Origin of the sequence: Paraflavitalea pollutisoli, assembly GCF_029360705.1 — a bacterium.
GTDB lineage: Bacteria > Bacteroidota > Bacteroidia > Chitinophagales > Chitinophagaceae > Paraflavitalea > Paraflavitalea pollutisoli.
This window is the reverse complement of record NZ_JARKMX010000008.1, coordinates 839,004-860,978: the sequence shown is the minus strand read 5'-3', so window position 1 is coordinate 860,978 and position 21,975 is coordinate 839,004. Positions and strand designations below refer to the sequence as shown.

General features: G+C 47.6%; 4 protein-coding genes. All 4 read left to right on the top strand.

Features of this window, described 5'->3' with window-relative positions; genetic code table 11:
• Nucleotides 1-119 precede the first annotated feature (119 nt).
• Nucleotides 120-7,793 carry a PA14 domain-containing protein gene (locus tag P2W70_RS17445; protein ID WP_276482783.1) on the top strand — a complete coding sequence of 2,558 codons (7,674 nt, stop codon included), beginning with the start codon at nucleotides 120-122 and terminating at the stop codon, nucleotides 7,791-7,793.
• A 10-nt stretch (nucleotides 7,794-7,803) separates the two neighbouring features.
• Nucleotides 7,804-8,565, top strand: coding sequence for a LolA3 family protein (locus P2W70_RS17440; RefSeq protein WP_276482782.1), 762 nt, complete (start codon nucleotides 7,804-7,806; stop codon nucleotides 8,563-8,565).
• Between the two features lie 32 nt (nucleotides 8,566-8,597).
• Nucleotides 8,598-20,165 (top strand): RHS repeat-associated core domain-containing protein, encoded by an 11,568-nt coding sequence (locus tag P2W70_RS17435; protein WP_276482781.1) that lies wholly within the window; start codon nucleotides 8,598-8,600, stop codon nucleotides 20,163-20,165.
• A gap of 1,441 nt (nucleotides 20,166-21,606) precedes the next feature.
• Nucleotides 21,607-21,972: a hypothetical protein gene (locus tag P2W70_RS17430; protein WP_276482780.1), complete on the top strand. Its 366-nt coding sequence runs from the start codon at nucleotides 21,607-21,609 to the stop codon at nucleotides 21,970-21,972.
• Nucleotides 21,973-21,975 lie beyond the last annotated feature (3 nt).

Sequence of the window (21,975 nt, the reverse complement as noted above, 5' to 3'; positions counted from 1 at the left end):
GCACTCATGGCTTTGCAGCCCTGAAACAGCGCTTTTTCATTGCTACAGGCCGTGGCAACAGGCCAGTTTCTTGCCTGGCCGATCCGATCCATTGACGATTCACGTAAAAATAATACTGCATGTTAGTTTCTCTGGTACGTTATCACAAGTCGATTGCCTGGTTCTTTATGGCATTGTTCTACCTGGAATTTCTCTTGATTCCGGTTTCAGGCAGGAGTGAGGGCAGGGTGCCGTTGTCTGCCCGATTGGCTGCGAAGACGACACGGACTTTTGATAACAGCTTATCCTACTTGCGTGCCAGCAATCTGGCTGACGACAAAAAGGGGCTTTCAGCACTTCCGGCCAGCACTTTACCAAAGCTTGTCTTTTCAGGAGCAGGTGGAGCGATGACTGAACCTGCTGCTGTCGATGGTGGTGGGCCAGGTCAGCCGGAGATGTCAACTTTTTCCTCTGTCAATAACTCGAATCTCGTGGATCTGTTCAGCGGCGACTTTTCGTACAATATACCGCTGATGGATGTGGGTGGGTACCCGGTCAATTTATCGTACCGCGCTGGCGTGTCGATGGAGCAGGAGGCCAGCTGGGTCGGTCTCGGGTGGAATGTCAACCCCGGCACGGTAACCAGGAATATGCGTGGACTGCCGGATGATTTCAATGGTCAGTTCGATTCGATCAAGAAGGAAATGAGCATACGTCCTAATAAGACGATCGGTGTGACGGGAGGGGCTGACCTCGAGATCGCAGGTTTTCCAAAGAATGGTGGCGGTATCGATAGCTCAGTCAGTTTGAAATTTGGAGCCAGTCTCGGCATCGTCCATAATAATTACCGTGGCTGGGGGATTGAACAGGGCCTCAATGCCAGTATCAGTGCAGGCAAACCGGGTAAGGGGCAATTGACCGGTGGCTTATCCATCACCAATAGTTCGATGGATGGTCTATCGCTGGCGCCCTCGCTTTCGGTCAAATTCAAACAAAATGAAGCCGATCAGAATTCATTGGCGCTGGGTGGTTTTTCCATCTCGGCTCCTTACAATTCGCGATCGGGCTTGAAGGCGCTGCAACTAAGTGCAGGTTTCCGGCAAACTGGCAAGGATATCATGAACCAAAAGGCTAGTTACAATGGTTCTATACCTGCTACGATCTCCTTTGCTACGCCTTCGTATACCCCTTCTATTTCCATGCCTTATACCAGTTCGCAGTATTCCTTTACGGGCAAGGTGGGTGGCCTGGGTAAGGTGATACATCCGAGCTTTTACCTGAGTGGCTATGTTTCCAAACAATATATTGCTGGCAAGGATAGTGCGATCTCCTTACCGGCCTACGGTTACCTGCATTACCAGGATGGGGCACAGAATCGTGCTTCGTTGCTGGACTTCAACCGGGAAAAGGAAATCCCTTACAGGGAGAAGCCCGCTGTACCCAATATTGCCATTCCCAGTTATACCTATGATGCATTCTCTATAACCGGCGAGGGTACAGGCGGTATGTTCCGTCCCTACCGCGGCGATATCGGATTTATTCACGATCATTTTATTCGTACGAAGGATGTTTCGGACAGGATGAGTATCGACGTGGGACTTGGCGATATGGTGCATGGTGGTGTTGACCTGAATATCAACCGGGCCTTTACACAGAATGGTCCCTGGCTTGACAAGAACGCCCTTAGAAATGTGATTGACTTCCGGCGTGATTCGGCTGCCTTCCAGTCAGTTTATTTCCGTAACCCGGGTGAAAAGGCCATCAATGCGCAAGATTTTTATGAGGCGATCGGTGGGGACGATGTGGTGACGGTTGGACTGTATCAAACCGATAAGAGCAGTTCCAATATCATGGCTACGAATTACCTGAACCGGTATCGCAATAAGCAATACGTGGGCAGAAACCGATTGACACGCGAAAACGCCGTCAAGAACACCCGCGACAAGCGGACGCAGGTGATTTCTTACCTGAGTGCTAAAGAAGCCAGTCAGGTAGCTTTATCGAAATATATTGAAAGTCACACGATCAATGAATTCAGTGCGGGACTGTGTGCTGAAGGAGAAGTGACCAACATAGAGGGGAAGGGAACCGGTTTGGAGGCCACTTATTTCCGGACAGTCGATCTGAAGGGAGCTCCTTTCTTTTACCGTACCGATACGGGTATCAATTTCAATTGGAATAAAGGCGCTGCCAATGTGCCTTCAATTCCGGGCCCACCAGGCGACTTCTTTTCGATACGTTGGGTGGGGCGTGTGAAAGCGCCGGTTACCGGAAAATATACTTTTCAGACAGAGTCTGATGACGGTGTGCGCCTTTGGGTCAATGATTCGCTCTGGATCAATGATTGGCAGGACCATGCTGCGCACCAGGATAGTGTTCACCTGAATCTGATCGAAGGGGAGTTTTACAATATCAAGGTCGAGTATTTTGAACGAAAGGGGAAATCGTCGATCAAGCTGAGCTGGTCTTATCCAGACAGGGCCTTGCATCCGATCCCCAAAGAGTATCTGTACCTGCCGCTGACCATCGACACCTTCCGGGTGAATAAGTATTTGCTGCGTGAAAAGCGCGTGAATCAATTTCGTAAAGAAAACCATATATCTGAGATCAATGTGCTGAATGCCGACGGCCGTCGTTATGTATATGGCATTCCTGTATATAACCTGCGGCAGAAGGAAGTGACTTTTGCTGTAGATGGCAGGAATAACCGCGGGAATGAGGAGACGGGATTGGCAGGTTATAACCATGGAACGGATAATACGGCGAAAAACAAACAAGGCAAAGATTGGTATTTCAATAGCGAAGAAACGCCTGCGTACGCGCACTCCTTCTTGTTGACAAGCATACTGTCTGCAGACTATTCGGATGTAACCGGTAACGGTATCAGCGAAGATGATATCGGTGACGCTGTCAAATTCAACTACAGCAAGATCGCGGGGGTAGCCAATCCTTTGCAATGGCGTGCACCAGCGGTGCCTGATAGCGTTACCTTCTCGGAAGGGTTAAAGACTGATTACCGCGATGACAAGGGTAACTATATATATGGTGAAAAGGAGTTGTGGTATTTGCATTCGATTGAATCCAAAACAATGGTTGCGACCTTCACGGTGGAAGACCGCAACGATATGCCTGCCAGCAATGAAAGAGGTACGCGGCTGTACAATGGACAAACCAAGCGACTTAAAGAGATCAATCTGTATAGTAAGTCCGACTTTGCCCGCAAGGGTACGGCCGCGCGGCCGATCAAAACGGTGCATTTTCGCTATTCCTATAAACTGTGTCCCGGTGTGAATGGCCCGGGAACCGGAAAGCTAACGCTGGACAGTGTTTATTTTAGTTATAATGGCAACAAGAGAGGAAAAGACAATCCATATGTTTTTCATTATAATGCCAACAACCCTGCTTTCAACAGCAAGTCATTCGACCGTTGGGGTAACTACAAGGATCCACTGGAGAATCCCGGTTCCACAGCCGGCAATGTGATCTCCAATGCTCTTTATCCTTATGCATTGCAGGATAGCCTGAAAGCCGCGAAGAATGCGGCGGCCTGGTCTTTGGACTCCATCTTGCTTCCTTCCGGTGGTGCACTCAAAGTAGATTACGAAAGCGATGATTATGCGTTTGTGCAGAACAAGCGGGCGATGGAGATGTTCCGTGTCATTGGATTAGGTACCAGTCCGGCCATGCCTGCCGTACCTGACAACCTGCTGCACACCCGTAGCAGTGACCAGTTGTACGTTTACGTGCGTGTTCCCTCTTCGGTTACCAATATCCAGGATGTTTACCATAAGTACCTGGCTGGTGTCAGAAAGCTTTATTTCAAGCTTTCGGTAGAAATGCCAGGCGACAATTATGGTGTGGGGTATGAAAATGTTCCCTGTTATGCTGACCTCGATGGCGCCAGTTCGTTTGGCCGGGTAAATGACCGGGTGATCTGGATCAAGGTAGCCGGTATCTCTCTGAAAGGAGACAGTGGTGGCAGTTATAGTCCGCTCGCAAAAGCAGCTATTCAATACCTGCGTCTCAATCTTCCGTCCAAAGCCTTCCCAGGTTCGGAAACAGGCGACGAACTGGACCTGGCAGAAGGGGTGAAGATGTTGTTCTCCCTGGCTACCAATATCGTCACTGCATTTACTTCTTTCGATGCCATTGCCCGTAACAAACGGTGGGCCACGAAGATCGATACGGCCCGCAGTTTTGTACGGCTGAATACACCGATTGGTAAAAAGTATGGTGGCGGACACCGCGTTAAGCGCATCCTGACCTATGACAACTGGAACAAGATGACGAATCAACGTGCGGCCGTGTATGGTCAGGAATATATTTATACCGACGAAAAAGAGGTGAATGGCAAGCTTTTGACCATCAGCAGTGGTGTGGCTAGTTATGAGCCGGGCCTCGGCGGAGAAGAAAACCCTTTCCGCGTGCCAATTGAATATGTAGAAAAGGTGGCTCCCCTGGGTCCTGTAACGATGGGTTATACTGAAGAGCCTTTGGGAGAATCGTTCTTCCCTTCGGCCGGAATTGGCTACAGCAATGTGCGGGTGCGCTCCATTCACCACAAGAACAAGAAATCGGCCAATGGCTACACCGACACGCGTTTTTATACTGCCTATGATTTCCCGACTTATACCGACAGAACACTGTTGGATGACGATGCGAAAAAAAGGTACAAGCCAGCCTTAGCCAACCTGCTTCGTATTAACGCTAAACACCATATCGCACTGTCGCAGGGTTTCAAGATCGAGTTGAACGATATGCATGGCAAGCAGCGCTCCACGGCTGTATTTGCAGAAACAGATCCGAAGAATCCGCTGGCCTATACCGAACAGATCTATAGGGTGGAGGATTCACGTGCCGAGTTCAAACGCTTGAGCAATAAGGCCATGGTGATCAGGCCCGACGGTACGATCGATTCCAATGCGGTGATCGGTAAGGATGTGGAGCTGATGCTGGATATGCGGGAACAGTACTCGATCACGAACGGCTACAACGTGAGCCTGAATACAGATATGTTCTCGGTGCCGTTTTTGCCGCCTTTGTTCCTGATCCCTTCGTTCCTGAACCTGGCGCAACGGGAAGAGAATATCTATCGCTCCGTGGCGACCACCAAAGTAATACAGCGCTATGGCATACTAGATAGTGTGATCAATATCAATAAAGGCAGTAAGGTGTCTACCAAAGACATCTTGTATGACAGCGAAACCGGAGAAGCCTTGTTGAACCGGACGCAGAATGAATTCAATGATCCGGTATATAGTTTCAACTGGCCTTCACATTGGGCTTATGATGGTATGGGTATGGCGTACCGGAATATCGATGTTGTATTGAATGGCATCACCATCCGGGAAGGGAAGATCGCAAACGGCTCTGCTTCAATCGATAGTTTATTCAGCAGCGGCGATGAATTGCTGGTAGCTGGTAAACAAAAGACAGGAGGGGCGAATTGCAATGATGAGTTTTCGACATTCCCGACCTACAACAAGATATGGTCTTTTGATAGCAGTGTAGTGAATGGTGGTACCCGCTCGTTGTATTTTATCGACCAGGAGGGAAAACCCTATAACGGATTTGATATCAGTTTAAAGATCATCCGTTCCGGGCGCAGGAACCTGTCGGGCAACATTGGTTCGGTCACTTCGCTGGCGTCGCCAATAGTAAAGAATGGATCGGGTCAATACGTTCTCCGGTTGGATACAGCTTCCAAGGTCATTGCTGCGAGTGCGGCAGAGCAAAAGCAATTCTGGAAAACTGAAGACCGTAATGTGTTCAAGCGGAAAACAGTATATACCACCTATGATTGTCCGGCGGGGTATACGTACAATAGTCAAGCCGGTACGTGTGTAAAGGATACTATCCCAACCATTAGCGGCTTTTTCCCGGTGTGTCCGGGGGTGGGTAATTCGCGCTACTCTTCCTGCGGTACTTATATTTATACTTCCTACGATTCAACCAAGAGACCATTCAAGAGAATACAGATTCCGGTAAGCAACAATTTTTGGATCAACTATGCTAGTGCGAGTTTCGACTTTTGTAGTCCCATGCCTCCATTAGAGTCGCCAACGCCTGGCGATGGCACAGCAGACAGGAAGATGTTGAAGAAGAATAATCCGGACAGTATTTCGGGGAGAGCTGAAATGAGTGTTTTGAGAGCACCTCGACCATTGTATGATTCGGTAGGTCCACTGAACAGGACTGTGGTTTGGATCTGCCCGCCTTCGACAATTCCAAGTGGTCAGTGGTTTGGATTTACAGTACCTATTTTCTTTCCGCATGATGGAGTCTATTATATTGGAGCGGCCGCCGACAATTACGTGCGCATCACAGTTGACGGAACTGTTATCAGAAAAGATTCCCTGGGTGATCCAGAGCTGGAAAATCACCAGGTGTGGCATGTTTATCCCCGGTTTTTTAAAAAGGGAAATCATTTAATTGGAATAAGCGGCCAGGACCATGCTAACACCGCTACGGGTATGGGCCTGGAGATCTACGATAATACGCAGGATGAGTTGATGGCTGCTGAGAGTTACAACGACCTGCGACTACTATTCTCCACCAAGGACGTTGTTGATCAAACATTCCCTACTGGTTTTAGCTGCCCATTTGGTTACACGTTGTCAGCTGGTGATACCACGGCATTTGTGTGTCGCAAAACGATGCCGCAGCCGAAGGATACCTCGGTGACGGTGAGCTGCGCCAGCCTGGTGAAAGACACTGCCATCAATCCTTATGTATCTGGCATATTGGGCAACTGGCGTGGACATAAAAGCTATGCCTACTACGGGCAGCGGGCAGCCGGCAATCCTTATGTAGCTACCAATATTCGCCAGGATGGCAATTTTAAAGAGTTTGCTCCTTTCTGGGCTTTTGATGCTGGTCAATTGAAGCCGCAATACGATACCGCCCACTGGGTGTGGAATGCGGAAGGAACCTTATTCAGCCGGAAAGGTTTTGAATTGGAGAACAGGGATCCGTTGGGCAGGTACAATTCCGGTCAATATGGTTATAATCAAACCCTTCCGGTGACTGTTGTTCAAAACAGTCGCTTCCGCGAGTCGGCTTTCGAAGGTTTCGAAGATTATGGTTTTATCACCAAGACCTGTGATAATGGCTGCGCACCCGGTAAGCATTTTGACTTCTCTGCTTATGCACAAAAAATAGATACTACCCAGCGTCATACCGGGAAGAGCAGTTTACGCGTAAAGCCCACTGACACCACAGGTATCAGTTTCGGGATCGCGTTGCCGGAAGCAGATGCCATCATTCCCGGACTCAATATTACCACGAAATTGGTTTGTGCGTCGACGGCCCTCGATGAGATCAGAACTACCGACAAAATCCTGCTCCCGGTATTTACACCCATTCCTGGTAAGAGAATGGTGATCAGCGCCTGGGTGAAGGAAGCGCAAGTCTGCACGGGCTCGACGTACGAGAACAACAAGATAGAGGTTGTGTTCGGTGAAAGCAGCGGTTCCATCGAGTTCAATCCTACGGGTTCCATTATCGAGGGCTGGCAACGGTATGAGGGGGTATTTACCATCCCGGCAAACGCGAATACGGTCAGTGTGAGGTTGAAGGCGACCGGATCAACCGATGTCTTCTTCGATGACCTGCGGATACATCCTTTCAACGCCAATATGAAATCGTTTGTCTTCCACCCGGTCAATCTTCGCCTGATGGCAGAACTGGATGAGAACAATTATAGTACGTTGTATGAATACGATGATGAAGGAACCCTGATCCGTACGAAGAAGGAAACACAACGCGGCATAAAAACCATCCAGGAAACCAGAAGCGCTATGGTTAAACCTTAAACCGTCGATCATGAAGAAACAACTAATCGCTTTTTTGATAGCAATTGGTAGCACTATAGCTGGTGCCGCCCAGGACAACCCGGCAGCCGTTGTGTCTGCTATGCAACAGTTGGTTACTACGTATAGCCGTAGCCCGCAACTCAGTTTTTCCATCGAATACCGGTATGCGGCGCTGGATAAGCCCGGTCTATTCCTCGATTCGATGAAAGGTCAGGTTAAGATCAGCCGTGGTCGTTGCTGGTATAGCCTGGCAGAAACCGAGTGTATCCTGAACAATGATTACCAGATCCTGCTATTCAAGGAAGATCAATTGATCTACCTGTCTAAACCCAGTAAGGAGATCGCCCATTCCATGGCGCTCCAGGGTATGGCGCCGCAGGCTTTGGATATGCTCGATAGTCTTTTGCGAACCGGTAAGGACATACAGTCGAGTTTCACGGAAGACGGGACCAGGCGCGTCATCAAGCTTGTGTTCAATCAACACCCGGTATATAAAGAACTTTCCTGGCATATCAGTAAAAAAAGTGGCTATATAGAAAGGATGGTGTCGGTGATGAAATCGGGCCAGTTATATGACCCGTCGGTCCGGTCGCAGGTGAATGACCAAGACAGCTATGCCATCGTCGAGACCCTGTACTCCAATTACTCGTCTGGTGGCGTTGAGGAAAGTGTGTTCACTACTGACCGGTATATCACCCGGGAGGGAACAGAATACCACCCGGCTGCGGCATACAACAATTACAAAATATTTTTTGGTAGCCAGGGGCTCTAAATACCTGGTTGGCACTTTTTGATGAACTATCTATGAGAAAGCTAATGTCCATTAAACGGCTAACTGCACTTGTACCTTTCCTGTTGCTGGCATTGATCACGCGCGCAGGGGGGGACCAACCTATCCTTAAGGTGTTGGATGGCAGTATCGGAAGCCTGAAAGTAGACTCGACGATCATGGTGGAAGACGCCAAGTACTTCGAGGCCAATTATACCAGGTTGCAAAGACCATACGATGTCCAAAACCTGGTGTCATTGGAGATCCATGAAGGATTGCCGGTGTATCTGCGTAGTAGTTTTACAGCTACTGCCAAACTGCGCATCTACATCACCCGTAATGCTACCGGACCGGTAGATTCGATCGACCGGGACTTTACCATCACGTATGACACCGCCAGTAACTACCGGGCGAAGAGTACCTATGTATTTACAGGCGGATACCGGGTGGAGGTAAAGGTGTTGCAGCTTTCCACCAGCGCAGGCTGGAACGTATGGGGGGCATTAAAGGTGACAAACCAGTTGCAAAGCTTTCCGCAATATTCATTCGATTGTGCGGCACAGGTGATTGAGGAGGTTGGCCATACGGCCCTGGCACCCAATACTGACCTGGACGAACTACCGGTATCGTGGTCGCCTATGATTGGGGCAGATGAATACGACCTTGAGTGGACCTATATCGATGCGGATGCCCTGGAAGAGGGGCTGTATGGCAACCCCAGCAACCCCGATGCCGACCGTATTTTTGAAAATAACGCTACCCGTGTAACTATTACAGGTACCAGTTACCACATTCCGCTGTTCTATGACAATACCGGTAAGTTGTTTTACCGGGTACGTGCGGTGCAGGTAAAAAACGCAGATGTAAGGATAGAGGCCTATTGGAGCACAAGCAAGCCCGGCGGGCTGCGCATATTCAGTTATAATGGTCACGAACGCAACCTCAACTGGCAAGCTACTACTTCCTTCGCTGAGGAAGGGAAGCTTAAAACGGTTCTTAAATATTTCGATGGTGGTCTTCGAGAACGGCAAATTGTAACCAAGGAGAATAGCACCAATAGGACAATTGTTGCGGAAACCTTTTATGACTACCAGGGCAGGCCAGTAATCCAGGTGTTGCCTGCGCCTACCTTAAGTTCCGTGATCGGCTACACCCGAAACCTCAATATGGGCCTCAATGGCGTGGTGTACGATAAAAGTTTATACGATACGCTGACAAGTGCAGATATGTATTGTTCCGTGCAGGGTATTCCTATGGATACCACCTCCGGTGCTTCCCGGTATTATTCACCTGCCAATGAGCTGAGGGATTCCGGCATGCACAAGTTTATACCGAATGCCAAGGGGTTCCCTTTTACGGAGACAGAATTTACACAAGATAATACGGGTCGCATTGCGCGGCAGAGTGGCGTAGGAGAGCAGTTCCGGATTGGCAGCGGGCACGAGACCAGGTACTACTATGGTACGCCAGATCAACGTGAGCTGGATGCCCTCTTTGGTACAGAAGTGGGTGACTATACCCATTATACCAAAAACATGGTTCGGGATGCGAATGGGCAATATAGTGTAACCTATGTTGATATGAAAGGCAAGACCATCGCCACCGCGCTTGCCGGCACGCCACCCGATAGTATCAAGCTGGATAAATTGCCTTCCAATAATTCGTCGATGCGGACGGACAACCTGCTGACTGCGCAGTCAGCGGTGATCAGGGATCGTACGATAGAAAGTAAAAAAGGGCTACTGGTGCCTATGGCTGGTAATCACACTTTTACCTATAAGCTTGATCCGCAGAGTCTGCAACTGGAAGGCGCGAGCGCAGCTACCTTCTGCTATGACTGTTTATATGACCTGCAGATCACGATAACAGATGATTGCAATAACCAGAAGCTCGGTGGTCAGCCGTTCGACACCTTGGTTCGCAATTTCTCGTTGTCGCAGATCGATACCACCTGTGGAAAAGACAGTGGCTTTACGGTTACATTTACCAAGTGGCTGCAAGAGGGAAGTTATGAGGTTACCAAAAAGTTGACCCTTAGTCAATATGGTATGGACTACTACCGTGACTCGGTATTCAGCCGCAACAACCTGACGAAGAGCCTGGAGACCTTTGTGCAGGAGCAGCGGGCAGTTGTGGTAGGACAACTGCAGTGTAAACCCAGCTGTGAAAGTTGTGAGCTGAACCTGGGGACCTGGGAGCAGTTTTGGGTGAAATTCAAGAACAATGGGGGAGTCGGCGCAGACACGGCAGCTTATCTCCAGCAAGCTCAATCAGCCTATCGCTACGCTTTACAGGAGTGTAAGGAATTGTGCGACTCGCTGACAGAAGCAGGAGAGATCCGCAAAGCAATGTTGATGGACCTGATGCCTTCGTCGGGTCAATATGCCGACCTGGATCGTGAATCGGACCTGCTTTCTGTATTCTTCAACAGCCAGGATGGCGACGCTCCCGATACGGTAGCGAAGTATACTACCATCGTTGATTACCGCAATGAGGATGGTAATCTGGATTTGGTGTACGATGAAGGCGCTGGTAAGATGGTGTCTCCGGGTAAATTAAGCATAGAATTGTTTGCCCAGAAATTCAAGCCGTCCTGGGCGGAGGCCTTGTTGCCGCTTCACCCTGAGTATGGAAAACTGACGCGGTACGAGCTTTTGACTGAAAGTCATAAATGGGATCGCAGGTTTGAATCCGTGGAGACGTATGCGGAAGCAAAAAAACGTGGATACCTGAACCCCCTCAATATCGGTACAGCGCCATTCAATCAATTTACCGGAACGGCTGGTTTTATCGAAGCTGATCCATTGTATACTTCAAGGGGTACTACCTTCCAGCAATCATTGCGCGACTCGCTAACGAAGTTCAGGAAGAATAATACCCAATTCGTTACCATGTGGAGTGTGGCCTCTATGGCTGCGATGTGCGAGGGGGCAAGTGGTACTTGTTTTGACACCTATGGCGTAGTAGGTAATGCTTTTAACCCTGCTACCATGTGTGAAGGTGAGTTGAACATGGCGTGGTTGTCTTTCCGCCAGATGTACCTGGATATCAAACGAAATGTTGTCAATAAATGGATAAAGGATAGCTGCCAAAATTGTATTACGCCTGCTAATCTTATTGCATCGGGCCACCAACCGCATTTCAGTGATGCCTGGGAAGCGCTGTCCAACAACAATGTCGACCTGCCTTCCGATCAGGCAGGTGCGGATGCCTGGAAGTTAAAGAATGAGAATGCTCTTACTGAATACTACGATGCCAATTGCAGGGCGTATGTTACGCAATGGTTTAATCAGTTAAAAACCTGCGCGGTATATGATTCTGCCAGTATTGTAAATGAGATTATTCCCCGGTTAATTGCAGTTTGTAAAAATGGCGCCGATGCCAGCCATCCGTACGGCTCCAGTACCGTAAAGCCGGGCACCAGCATGATGGTTGATCAAAGTTTCGAGAACGTGATCAGCGATTTCAATGCCCAACACGGGATTGGCGTAGCGCCTAATTGTAATGCCTACGTGATCACAGCGCCCAAGGCTTATCATATGCAGGCGCCGACCAGCAATAAGCCGATCATGAAAAAGCCGGATGATTGTGAGTGTGCCAGGATAGCCGAGGTGTATGCCAAATACCAGCCGCAGGCCGCGCATTATGCCTCCTTCTCCGATTATATGCAGAAATATTACAAGACAAGCATCAGTGATGCTACCTTGAATACTTTATTGTCTTTGTGCCAGGTTACTGGTGGACCTGCTGATTGTAAATATCCTGCCGCACCCCTTACTTTGCCTCCGGTGTTTCAATGTAATACAGGAGATGTATGTGTAGATTGCCAGCAGTTCAAGGATGCCGATGCTTTGTATCACTATACCTATCCCAACAATATTCCAGCATTGGAGTTTGCCGCCAACGATTCTGTTCAGGTGGCTAAAAATCTGCTTTATGAGCAGTATATGAATTATACATTGGGCTTCACAAAGACCAGTTTTGATTATCTGGAATTTGCGCGTTCCTGCGGCATGTATGGCGAGGGGTCCACAAAGGAGGAATTGATCAATTTGCTGACTGACTTCCGAGCTTATTTTAACGTCATCAAGAACAAATATGTCAATAACTACCGCCTGGGGGGACGTGATTGGACTGTGAGATACTTCCCGGCGCCCCCTCCGGGTTACACTGAAAGGGACGGTGTGGCGCGTATGGTCGAAAATGGGGTTTTGAAAATCTTGCCCAGGGATGGGGAGGGAAATATAAGTGCTTACTTGGAATACAATACGCAAAGAAGCTTTTGCGTAGAGAATGCCTTTTCCTGGGAAGTGCGACTCAAAACCGGTGCCCAACAAGGATTGGGACAATCACAAGACGGATTCATTGGATTGTCTACCAATCACAAAAGCCCCGCTTACAACTGGGAAGGGCAAGGCTTTATAGCTGGTTTTTCACCAGGTTGGGGTTATACCTATGATCATCAGTATGCGCCAATCATACATGAGGGAGTAAATGATGCCAGGATACCGCTTGGGTTCCTGGATCGCTGGAGGACCTATAAATATGTGGTGACGCCGGAGAAGTACCGCCTCTTTTATGATGATACTTTGCTGGTTGAGATAGATCACCTTGCAAATGATCAGATACCTGCCTTGGATAAGTTGATCGTGCAGATAAACGGAGAAAACATTGTTGAGGTCGACTGGATCAAATTGTATGACAAAAACGGAAATGTACTGTATTCCGAGGATTTTGAGAATGATCCTTATCTGTCCAAACCCGATACAAATGGTCTTTGCGCATTGCCTTCTTGTGAAGAGGCGTTCAGGCAATTCTACAATAATCATTTTAATGGGCATCCCCAACGAGGCGCTACCCAGTTTCAATACATTAATGAGGAATACATTAAGAAAACAGGCAGAAGTGCCCAGGTTTGCGGCGCAGATACCTGTTTTGAAGGCGAAGGATATATTGGTCGATATTTGCCTACTTCTTATATTACCAATTTTAGGCCAAATGATATTGCTGCCACTTTTGACGGGGGGACGGCGCTTGCGGGAGGTACTAACTGGGCTTATTTCCCCGGTGCACCGGAAGCTAATGTGGCTTTCCTGATGCGCATGGATAATCGTGGCAGGATGCTGTGGACAAAAACTTATAGCGATAGCATTTCTCATTTTTCCACGATCAAAGCAGCCAGTGACGGAGGATTTATTACCGCCGGTGGTCGTGGGATGCATGATCCGTTTTTCCGAGAGGTTGGTGCGGTCGTCATGAAAGTTGATAAAAGAGGTACGGTTCAGTGGGCGCAAACGATCGACAGCGCGACGGCTGTGGATGTCATTCAAATGGCCGACAGGGATTATGCCGTACTGGTACGGGGGGGCATTGATTGTAAAGATGGGTTTGGTGTATACTATTATACCGAAGCGGGAAAATACCTGTCTAATGTATTTATACCTTCCAGTATTTGCCTGGGAGGGGTGTGGCCCGGTCCTGATTCGTGGGATTCCGTAAAAGTGTCTGCGCTGGTGGAAGAGAGAGATTCACTGGTCGTTTTTGGGAGTAAGCTTAGCAGTAATGTTGGATTGGGAGCTGGTTATAGCGGTTTCCTGTTCAAAGTGCCCAAGAAACCTGCCTTTAATGGATCGGGTGTCATTACTGGTGCTTATGTCCCCAAGCTTTATAAGACAAGCGTTGATACCCGTTTCAATGGCGCCCATAAGAATGGAACTGGCTATCTGGTCAATGCCACTTATCGTGATGCAGTGGACGGGGCGGATAAGCCTTATATCCTCGAGATGGATTCCATTGGAGGGGTTATTAGTGCCCGGAGGCCGGTATTAACAGATACTTTGTTGGCGAACCAGCAATTAATCCCCATTGCTGGTGGTGGTTTTGCTGCAAGCTGGGACGACGACCAGTGGGTTAATTATAAAAAAATGATGCTAGTATACAGGGATGGAATCGTTTGGCAAAGAAAGTATACGCTGCAACCCTGGCACACTTCAGCCGGTCTCGTCCAGGATCTGGAGGGTAATTACACCATGCTGGTCGCTTGCTATGACGTAGAATTCGAACCAGGAACAGCCAATATAATGTGGCTTGTTCACACAGACTCCATGGGTGTTGTGGGATGCGACACAGCTTCCAGTCACATTAACTTCACCAACGTCACTGTTGTTAGGCAGGCCGATGTTGCCTCCACCTATGCACAGGCCAATCATTCTAAACCTGCTACGAAAGTGGGTATTCGAAATGAGCCGGACTGGCAAGTAGTTTGTCCGGAGGATCGTTGTGAGGATGAGACCCTGCGCGATCTCACTTTGTGTGGTCGAGTTGAGCCTGTTCTACCGCCAGTTGCCGTTGATGAGATAACCAACTGCAGTGACTCGACCTTCTTTATCGCCAGCAGGGCGCAAGAGTTCTACCAGGCATATAGGGATTCTTTGATCGGTAAATTTGACAGCAATTATCGCGCGAAGTGTCTGGATGCCTATAAGTACGAAAGCTTTACTGTTCATCATCGGGTGAGCGAGTATCACTATACCCTCTATTATTATGACCAGGCAGGCAATCTTGCGAAGACGGTGCCACCTGCCGGTGTAAGGGCCAATTATGATTCGTTGTGGTTGAATAGTGTATCGACAGCAAGGACGGCGCGACAAGTAGTTGTTCCAGCACATATATTGACAACGGACTATCGTTACAATACGATAAATCAGATGGTGGCTCAAAAGACACCAGACGCGGGTGGCTCTTATTTCTGGTATGATCGTCTTGGACGGCTGGTTTTAAGCCAAAATAGCAAGCAGAAAGGTATTAGTACTGCCGGAAGCCGCTTCTTCAGCTATACACGGTACGATTCATTGGGTCGGATTACCGAGGTAGGGCAGATCAGGGATACTTCTTCAAAGCTGATCAATGACGCACTTACGCGCAACGAGTCGATGCTTTCGACATGGTTTACCAACCTGGTAAAGTATCGCGGCCAGGTTACAGAAACCGTGTATGATGCAGCTTACCTTGGATTTGGCACGGTAGAAGCCAGGTTGATCATTCAACAGCAAAACCTGCGCAACCGCGTGAGCTACATGACCTATACAGATTCGCCGGGTGTTGCCGCCGGATTTAACCAGGGTAGTTTCTATAGTTATGATATACACGGCAACGTAGATAGTTTGTTGCAGGATTATGGGCAGGCCAACGCTACGCCGAATATGATGAACAAGAACGGCAACCGGTGGAAGAAGCTGGTATATGAGTATGACCTCATCAGTGGAAAGGTCAATGCTGTTCATTATCAAAAAGGTTGGGCCGATCAGTGGTCGCACCGGTTTTTATATGATGCCTCTAACCGGCTCATAGCTGCCGAAACCAGTACTGATGGAGTCAATTGGGAAAAAGAAGTCAGTTACGACTATTACCTGCATGGACCTTTGGCGCGCACAACGGTGGGCGCGCAGCAGGTGCAAGGACTAGATTATGCTTACACTTTACAAGGCTGGCTAAAAGGGGTGAACAGCGTGGGTTTGAAGGGGAGTCTGGACATGGGTAATGACGGGTTAACCGGAAGTCTGCGTCAATTTGTGGGAAGGGATGTGTTTGGCTTTGGGCTTAATTATTTTGGCGGAGATTATTTCCCGATCAGCGCTACCGTATCGCCATTCCCAGGTTATCTGGCGTTTCTGCCTGACAGCGCTTACCGGCCGTTGTACAATGGTAATATCAGCAGCATGGCGGAGAGCCTGGATTCGGTACATATTCCTGGCCTTTCTTTTGGCAGTACGTTGTTATATAACTATAAATACGACCAGCTCAACAGGATCAGGCAACTCGACACCTATAAGGGTTTCAATGCTACCACCAATAGCTGGAGCGCGGTAAAACAGTTGGACCAGTATAAGGAACGTGTCGCGTACGATGCCAATGGTAATATTCTCCAGTATCGCCGTACAGGTAACCTGGTTGGTACTAATGCGTTGATGGATGACCTTACCTACAGTTATTATCCGCAGACGAATCAGTTAAAGCGGGTGGCAGACAATGCGTCGGCGGGAACCTATAGCATGGACATCGATCACCAGCAAGCTGCGGAGAACTATCGCTATGATTCTATTGGGAATATGATCAAGGATAGTGCGGAGGGAATACAATCGATCAAGTGGACCGTTTACGGCAAGATCCAGGAAATTATCCGCAATCCCAGCATTGGCAACAAAGTGAGCCGGATAGCCTATACGTATGATGCTCAGGGAAACCGGATCAGCAAAACTGTTGAACGACAGGGCACCACTATGAAAGAGTACACCTGGTATGTGCGGGATGCTCGTGGCAATACTGTTGCTGTTTACTATGATAGCAGTAGCGCAACTGATCTGGCCAATTTAACGCCCGTTATCACAGAGCGTACTATTAATGGCAGCAGCAGGCTGGGTGTATTTACGGTACGGCAAATGGTGGACAACGGACCGGCAGCGATCACGCAGTCCGACAGTTCTTATACCTACCGTGGATTCAAACAATATGAGCTGGCCAATCACCTGGGGAACGTATTGGCGACGGTGGCGGATACCAGAAGAGGCATCATTGCCGGGGCAGAAGATACATTGGTGAGTTATTATTATGCAGATGTGCGTAGCGCACAATCTTACTATCCGTTTGGTATGATCATGCCTGGCAGGAGTGCGACAACCACAGATTGCCGGGAAGAACTGCAGGACAATGTGGTGGAATTGGTGACGAGTGACCTCGGAACCGGCGCCTCTCAAAATGGTGTTGATGTGCAACATAATGGTATTCGCTATGCTGGTTTAAGTTCAGCTACTGTTACTTTGAGTAATCAGGCTGTGCTGGTTACTAATGGAGGCGGGGCGAGTGATGGCATTGCAGCTTATTTGCCTGCAGAAGATGTTGAAGCCAATACAACGTATGTCATCGAGTTTGATATAACAGATAAATCCTCTAATATCTTCTATTTTAATGCCCAAGCACATACACCTACCAATGATGTTTATCGTGTTATGAGCCAGAAAGTCGGAGCTGGACATCATTCGATCATGTTTACAAGTCCTGAAGTGCTTCCTGGCTATATCCGGCTGCGCATATCTTCTAATCAGGTGGGTGCAGGGACTTATTTTGTAGTCGACAATTTGCGGATCAGGAAGTTTAAGGTGGTGGATGAGCAACCCGAGTTTAGTACGGATTTCAATAATTCGGTATTGACCAATGGTATCGTAAAGGGCGATGGTTTGGAGTGGAAACCGATCAATTCAACGATCACCAGCTTGGGTTTAACCAATAGCAGCGATAAGCGATTAACAATTACCTGCACGAATACAGATCAGGCTTACTTAAAAACAGAAATTGCGCTGCCAGGCGGAAAAAATTATCTGTTGCGGTTTAATATGGGGCAGAATGCACTTGACAAACGTTTGGCGGTTCGTTGGTTTGCCAAAATAAATGGCGTGTGGTCGCAAACTGAAGCGCAAGGGGTTTTTGTCGTGGGGGCTGGGAACATGATGCTCAATTTTACCCATCCGTCTGGTGCAGATTCGGCCCGACTGGAATTTGCCAGGTCAAACAATGGTAATTCCTATGATGGCTACAATACACCTTACAGTATCGACAACTTCAGCATCACGCGGTTGGACACCATGCCGGTGAGGCCGGTGATGGTTTGTGGAGGCTGCCGTGAGCAAGAAGTTAGCCTGGTAGAAACCAAGATTGAAAGTAACCTGGATAGTGGTGTAGTGGCACAGGCTGGCAACAGATACCTGCACAAGGGGGTTACCTGGCAACCACAGGTCAATGGCATCGTGTCGGTGGTGAACGGCAAATTCAGGGTGGAGAATAGTGGGACTTCCTCGAGTGATGGAATGCTGGTCGTAGTTCCTTCGGCGAACATTGAGCCATTCACCACCTACGAAATGGGGATTGATATCCTGGAGCAATCAAGCGCTATTACAGAATTCAATATCCAGGCTTTGTCACAAACCAATGACAGTTACCGCGTAAGCATGGTACAAAGCGGATTGGGGCGCCGTTCAATTATCTTTACAACCGGCGCTACTGTTGGAAACTATGTGGCGCTTAGGATCTCGGCAAGGCCAACAGCTACTGCTGGTTTGTATTTCATTGTCGACAATTTTACGTTCAAGAAACACCATGGTGTAAACATGGTCACTAATTTGTCTACTGACTTCAACAATGCGACGATGAGTGGCGTGAATGTGAATGATAATGGCCAGATCTGGACGCCAGGAAATAACACCATCACGAGCCTCTCGGTCACAGGCACAACGGACAAGAAAATACAGGTTAACTGTACCAACGCAGCTGACAGCCGGTTGATGACTGATGTGCCGATCGAGGGTGGTAAGCGCTATTTAGTGAAATTTAGCACCACGCAGGCAGTAAACGACAAGCGGTTATTCCTACAGTTCTCTGTTAGAACAGCAGGCGGCCCCTGGACTATAACTGACCAGCGTGGACTAACCTATTTCAATTCCGGTGATTATCAGTTTAATTTTACAGTTCCAGCGGGCGCTGATGAGTTAAAGGTTGAATTCGCCCGGACAAATACCAATAGTGCGGCCGATGGTTTGGATGTTCCTTACACAATTGATAACTTTAGCCTGCAACGGGTTGATGTCGTGACGACTACGAAGGCGATGGTGTGTGATAGCTCGAATGTGGAGGGTAGGGGAATATATAGGTATGGGTTTAATGGTAAGGAGAATGATAATGAAGTGAAGGGGTTGGGGAATCAGCTAGATTTTGGAGCTAGGATTTATGATAACAGGATTGGAAGGTGGCTTAGTGTTGATGCTTATTCAGATAAATATCCTAATTTATCACCTTATGTCTTTGGCGGAAATAGTGTCCTACAATTTAAAGACGCGACCGGAAATTGGCTTGTTGATAAAAATGGGAATATTATTTTTACAGTTGGTAAGGTTGAGTATGAAGTAAATGGAAACTTAGTTTACGAAACACGCCGTTACTATTTTTATACAAATGATGGTCAAGCCGTAGAAGCTGTAAGATATAATTTGGTAAGCACGATTGACAACGTTACCTGGTTAGATGAAGGTAAAACAGTGGTGGGGGAGTATATAAATAGAGGGGATAAGTTGACTGCCTTTCAAAATACGGGAGATCCGAGGATAAGTAATTGTCATGGGAATTCGTTAGATTTTCGTCCTGGAAGATTTGATTTTACTGTTGCCGGCTTGGATGATAATGGTGATGACAATGTGTCGAAAATCTATAAGAATACGGCAGAGTTTACACCGGTAAAAGCAGAGGATGTAAAGCCTGGGGATATTGCAATTTTTGAAACAGATGAAGGGCAAATTCAGCACTCTGCTACAGTTACTAAAGTTAAAAAAAATGGACAAGTAAGACTAAGAAGCAAGGATGATAGAAAGAAAGTAGAAAAAAATCAAACCATTGAAGGTATAAAAAAGGGGAATCCATTATATAAAAAATTCGCAGGATATTATAGGCACAATGGAAATAAAAAAGTCAGTGTTCCTACTGAACAAGGCAATGCAGGAGAGCCGGGGGGAGAAGACATTAAAAAGATTATTGAAGAAGTCAAGTCTGAGAAACAATAGTTTTATAGTTGTTTCGGATTGCTGCTAATTATTGGTTAGATTGTTCATATTGTAAGAACGATTGTTCGGAATTTAAAGTATGAGTCACCTAATACTAGGTTTTATAGGGTTGCTTTTTACAGTGCCGATTTCGGCCCAAAGCGTACTTCCTCAAGGAGAGTCTGATATAAATTGCAAATTTTATCAGGGACGATTAGTTAATAAAATATTAGATAGTGGTACCTATATTTATGCTACATCGGCTCATTACAGTTTCATAGAGTTTGCTTCATATTCAGCCGGAAGAATGAGGGTTAAATATAGGCTTGAAAAGCTATCAAGTCGGAGTGCCTATATTGTGACGAAAACCTATTCGAGAGAAACCGACTCAAATCAGACATTTTTTCTAGCAGTTGATTCCGGAATGTTGAAGAAATTAACTGCGAAAAAAAAACATTACAAGTATTTGAAGGATAGTAATATTTGTATTGACGTTCATTTGGAGGAATCCCTAATTCTTAGCCTAATGTCTAAGTTCATCCTTGAACATGGGTTGCAGGGAGACTATATTAATTTTAATCCTAAATCATTCGTCGCTTGGTTGAGAATTAATATATGATTAATTGCTTGAATGAATGAGCAATGCGGTACTATGTCATTTCGCTATTCATTACAGCGACGGTCCCGACTGGAGCCGTAGTCGACCTAACGGTGCAAATGGATTATCACCTGGGCGTGAGTGTTTTCCTAGTGTTTGAATTCAGAATGATCTGTGTAGGACTTATTTTCGAATAACTGTTCTAAAAATAAAGTGATGGAGGGTTGATGGGGGCTTACTGCTGAAGATTTACAAAAATTCAGAGGCAATCCCCTATTGACCTTTTTTATGAGACTGTTAGGTTGGCTTTAAAACTAGATTGATTGGCTTATTTTCGCGGTCATGAATATCTCTGATGTTCCACATGCAATTTGATCTTACTTACGACACCATATTAAACTTCCCCGGAACGAATTTGTCCTAACTGGGCAACAAGTCGGATTTTCGGTTACTAGCAGAAACTGTGGTGGGTTTGATAGACGGCAGTGCGACACACTAATTTGAGGTGAACGCGCTGCCTTTCGTCAACCCCACACCGGGCGCCAGGTGCAGTTTACCTCCAAGCTCAATGCAGGCAACTCGGGGTCATCGAAGGCCGAACCCTGCTTTTTGAATTGGATCAACGCTACTGGGAACGGCTTTTTAGGTTTTTCGTGCTGATGTCATGGGATATGCGAACTTACTATCTCAACAGCGACGACTCATCTCTTGCTGACCTGAATCTGAGCCAGCAGTGCAACTTATATGAAGTTCGGAGTATGCGCACCTTTCTGCGTCGCAGAAGTCCCAATAATGAACTAAGTCTTAGTCGCTGGTTTGCAAATTTCGGCCTCAAGAGGTAATTTAGGCTGACAATACGCGAACATGAGTACTGACTATACATTCCGCACTGTCGCCTGGCTGCAAACCATTGCCATCAATTGTTTATTGCTGCTGTTGTATACTGTCGGCGTTTATTTCGTGGTCAGCCAGAATTACCCGGGCCGGCTCGGTGAATTGATGGTGGTATTGGGGATGGGGTTTGTCGTAGCCCTGCTGTTCCATCTCATTGCGAACTTCGTGTTCTTTCTGCACCGCAAATTTTCACCGGAAATCATGTCCGGCATCCTCCTGGTGCTGCAAGGCCTTGCCTTCCTGCGCAGCTGGCAAACGATGTGCTTTTTCTGGGGCGCCACGCTCATCAACTATGCGATTCTCGCCATCTTTTTCCGGCAGTCTACCAAAAAATGACCG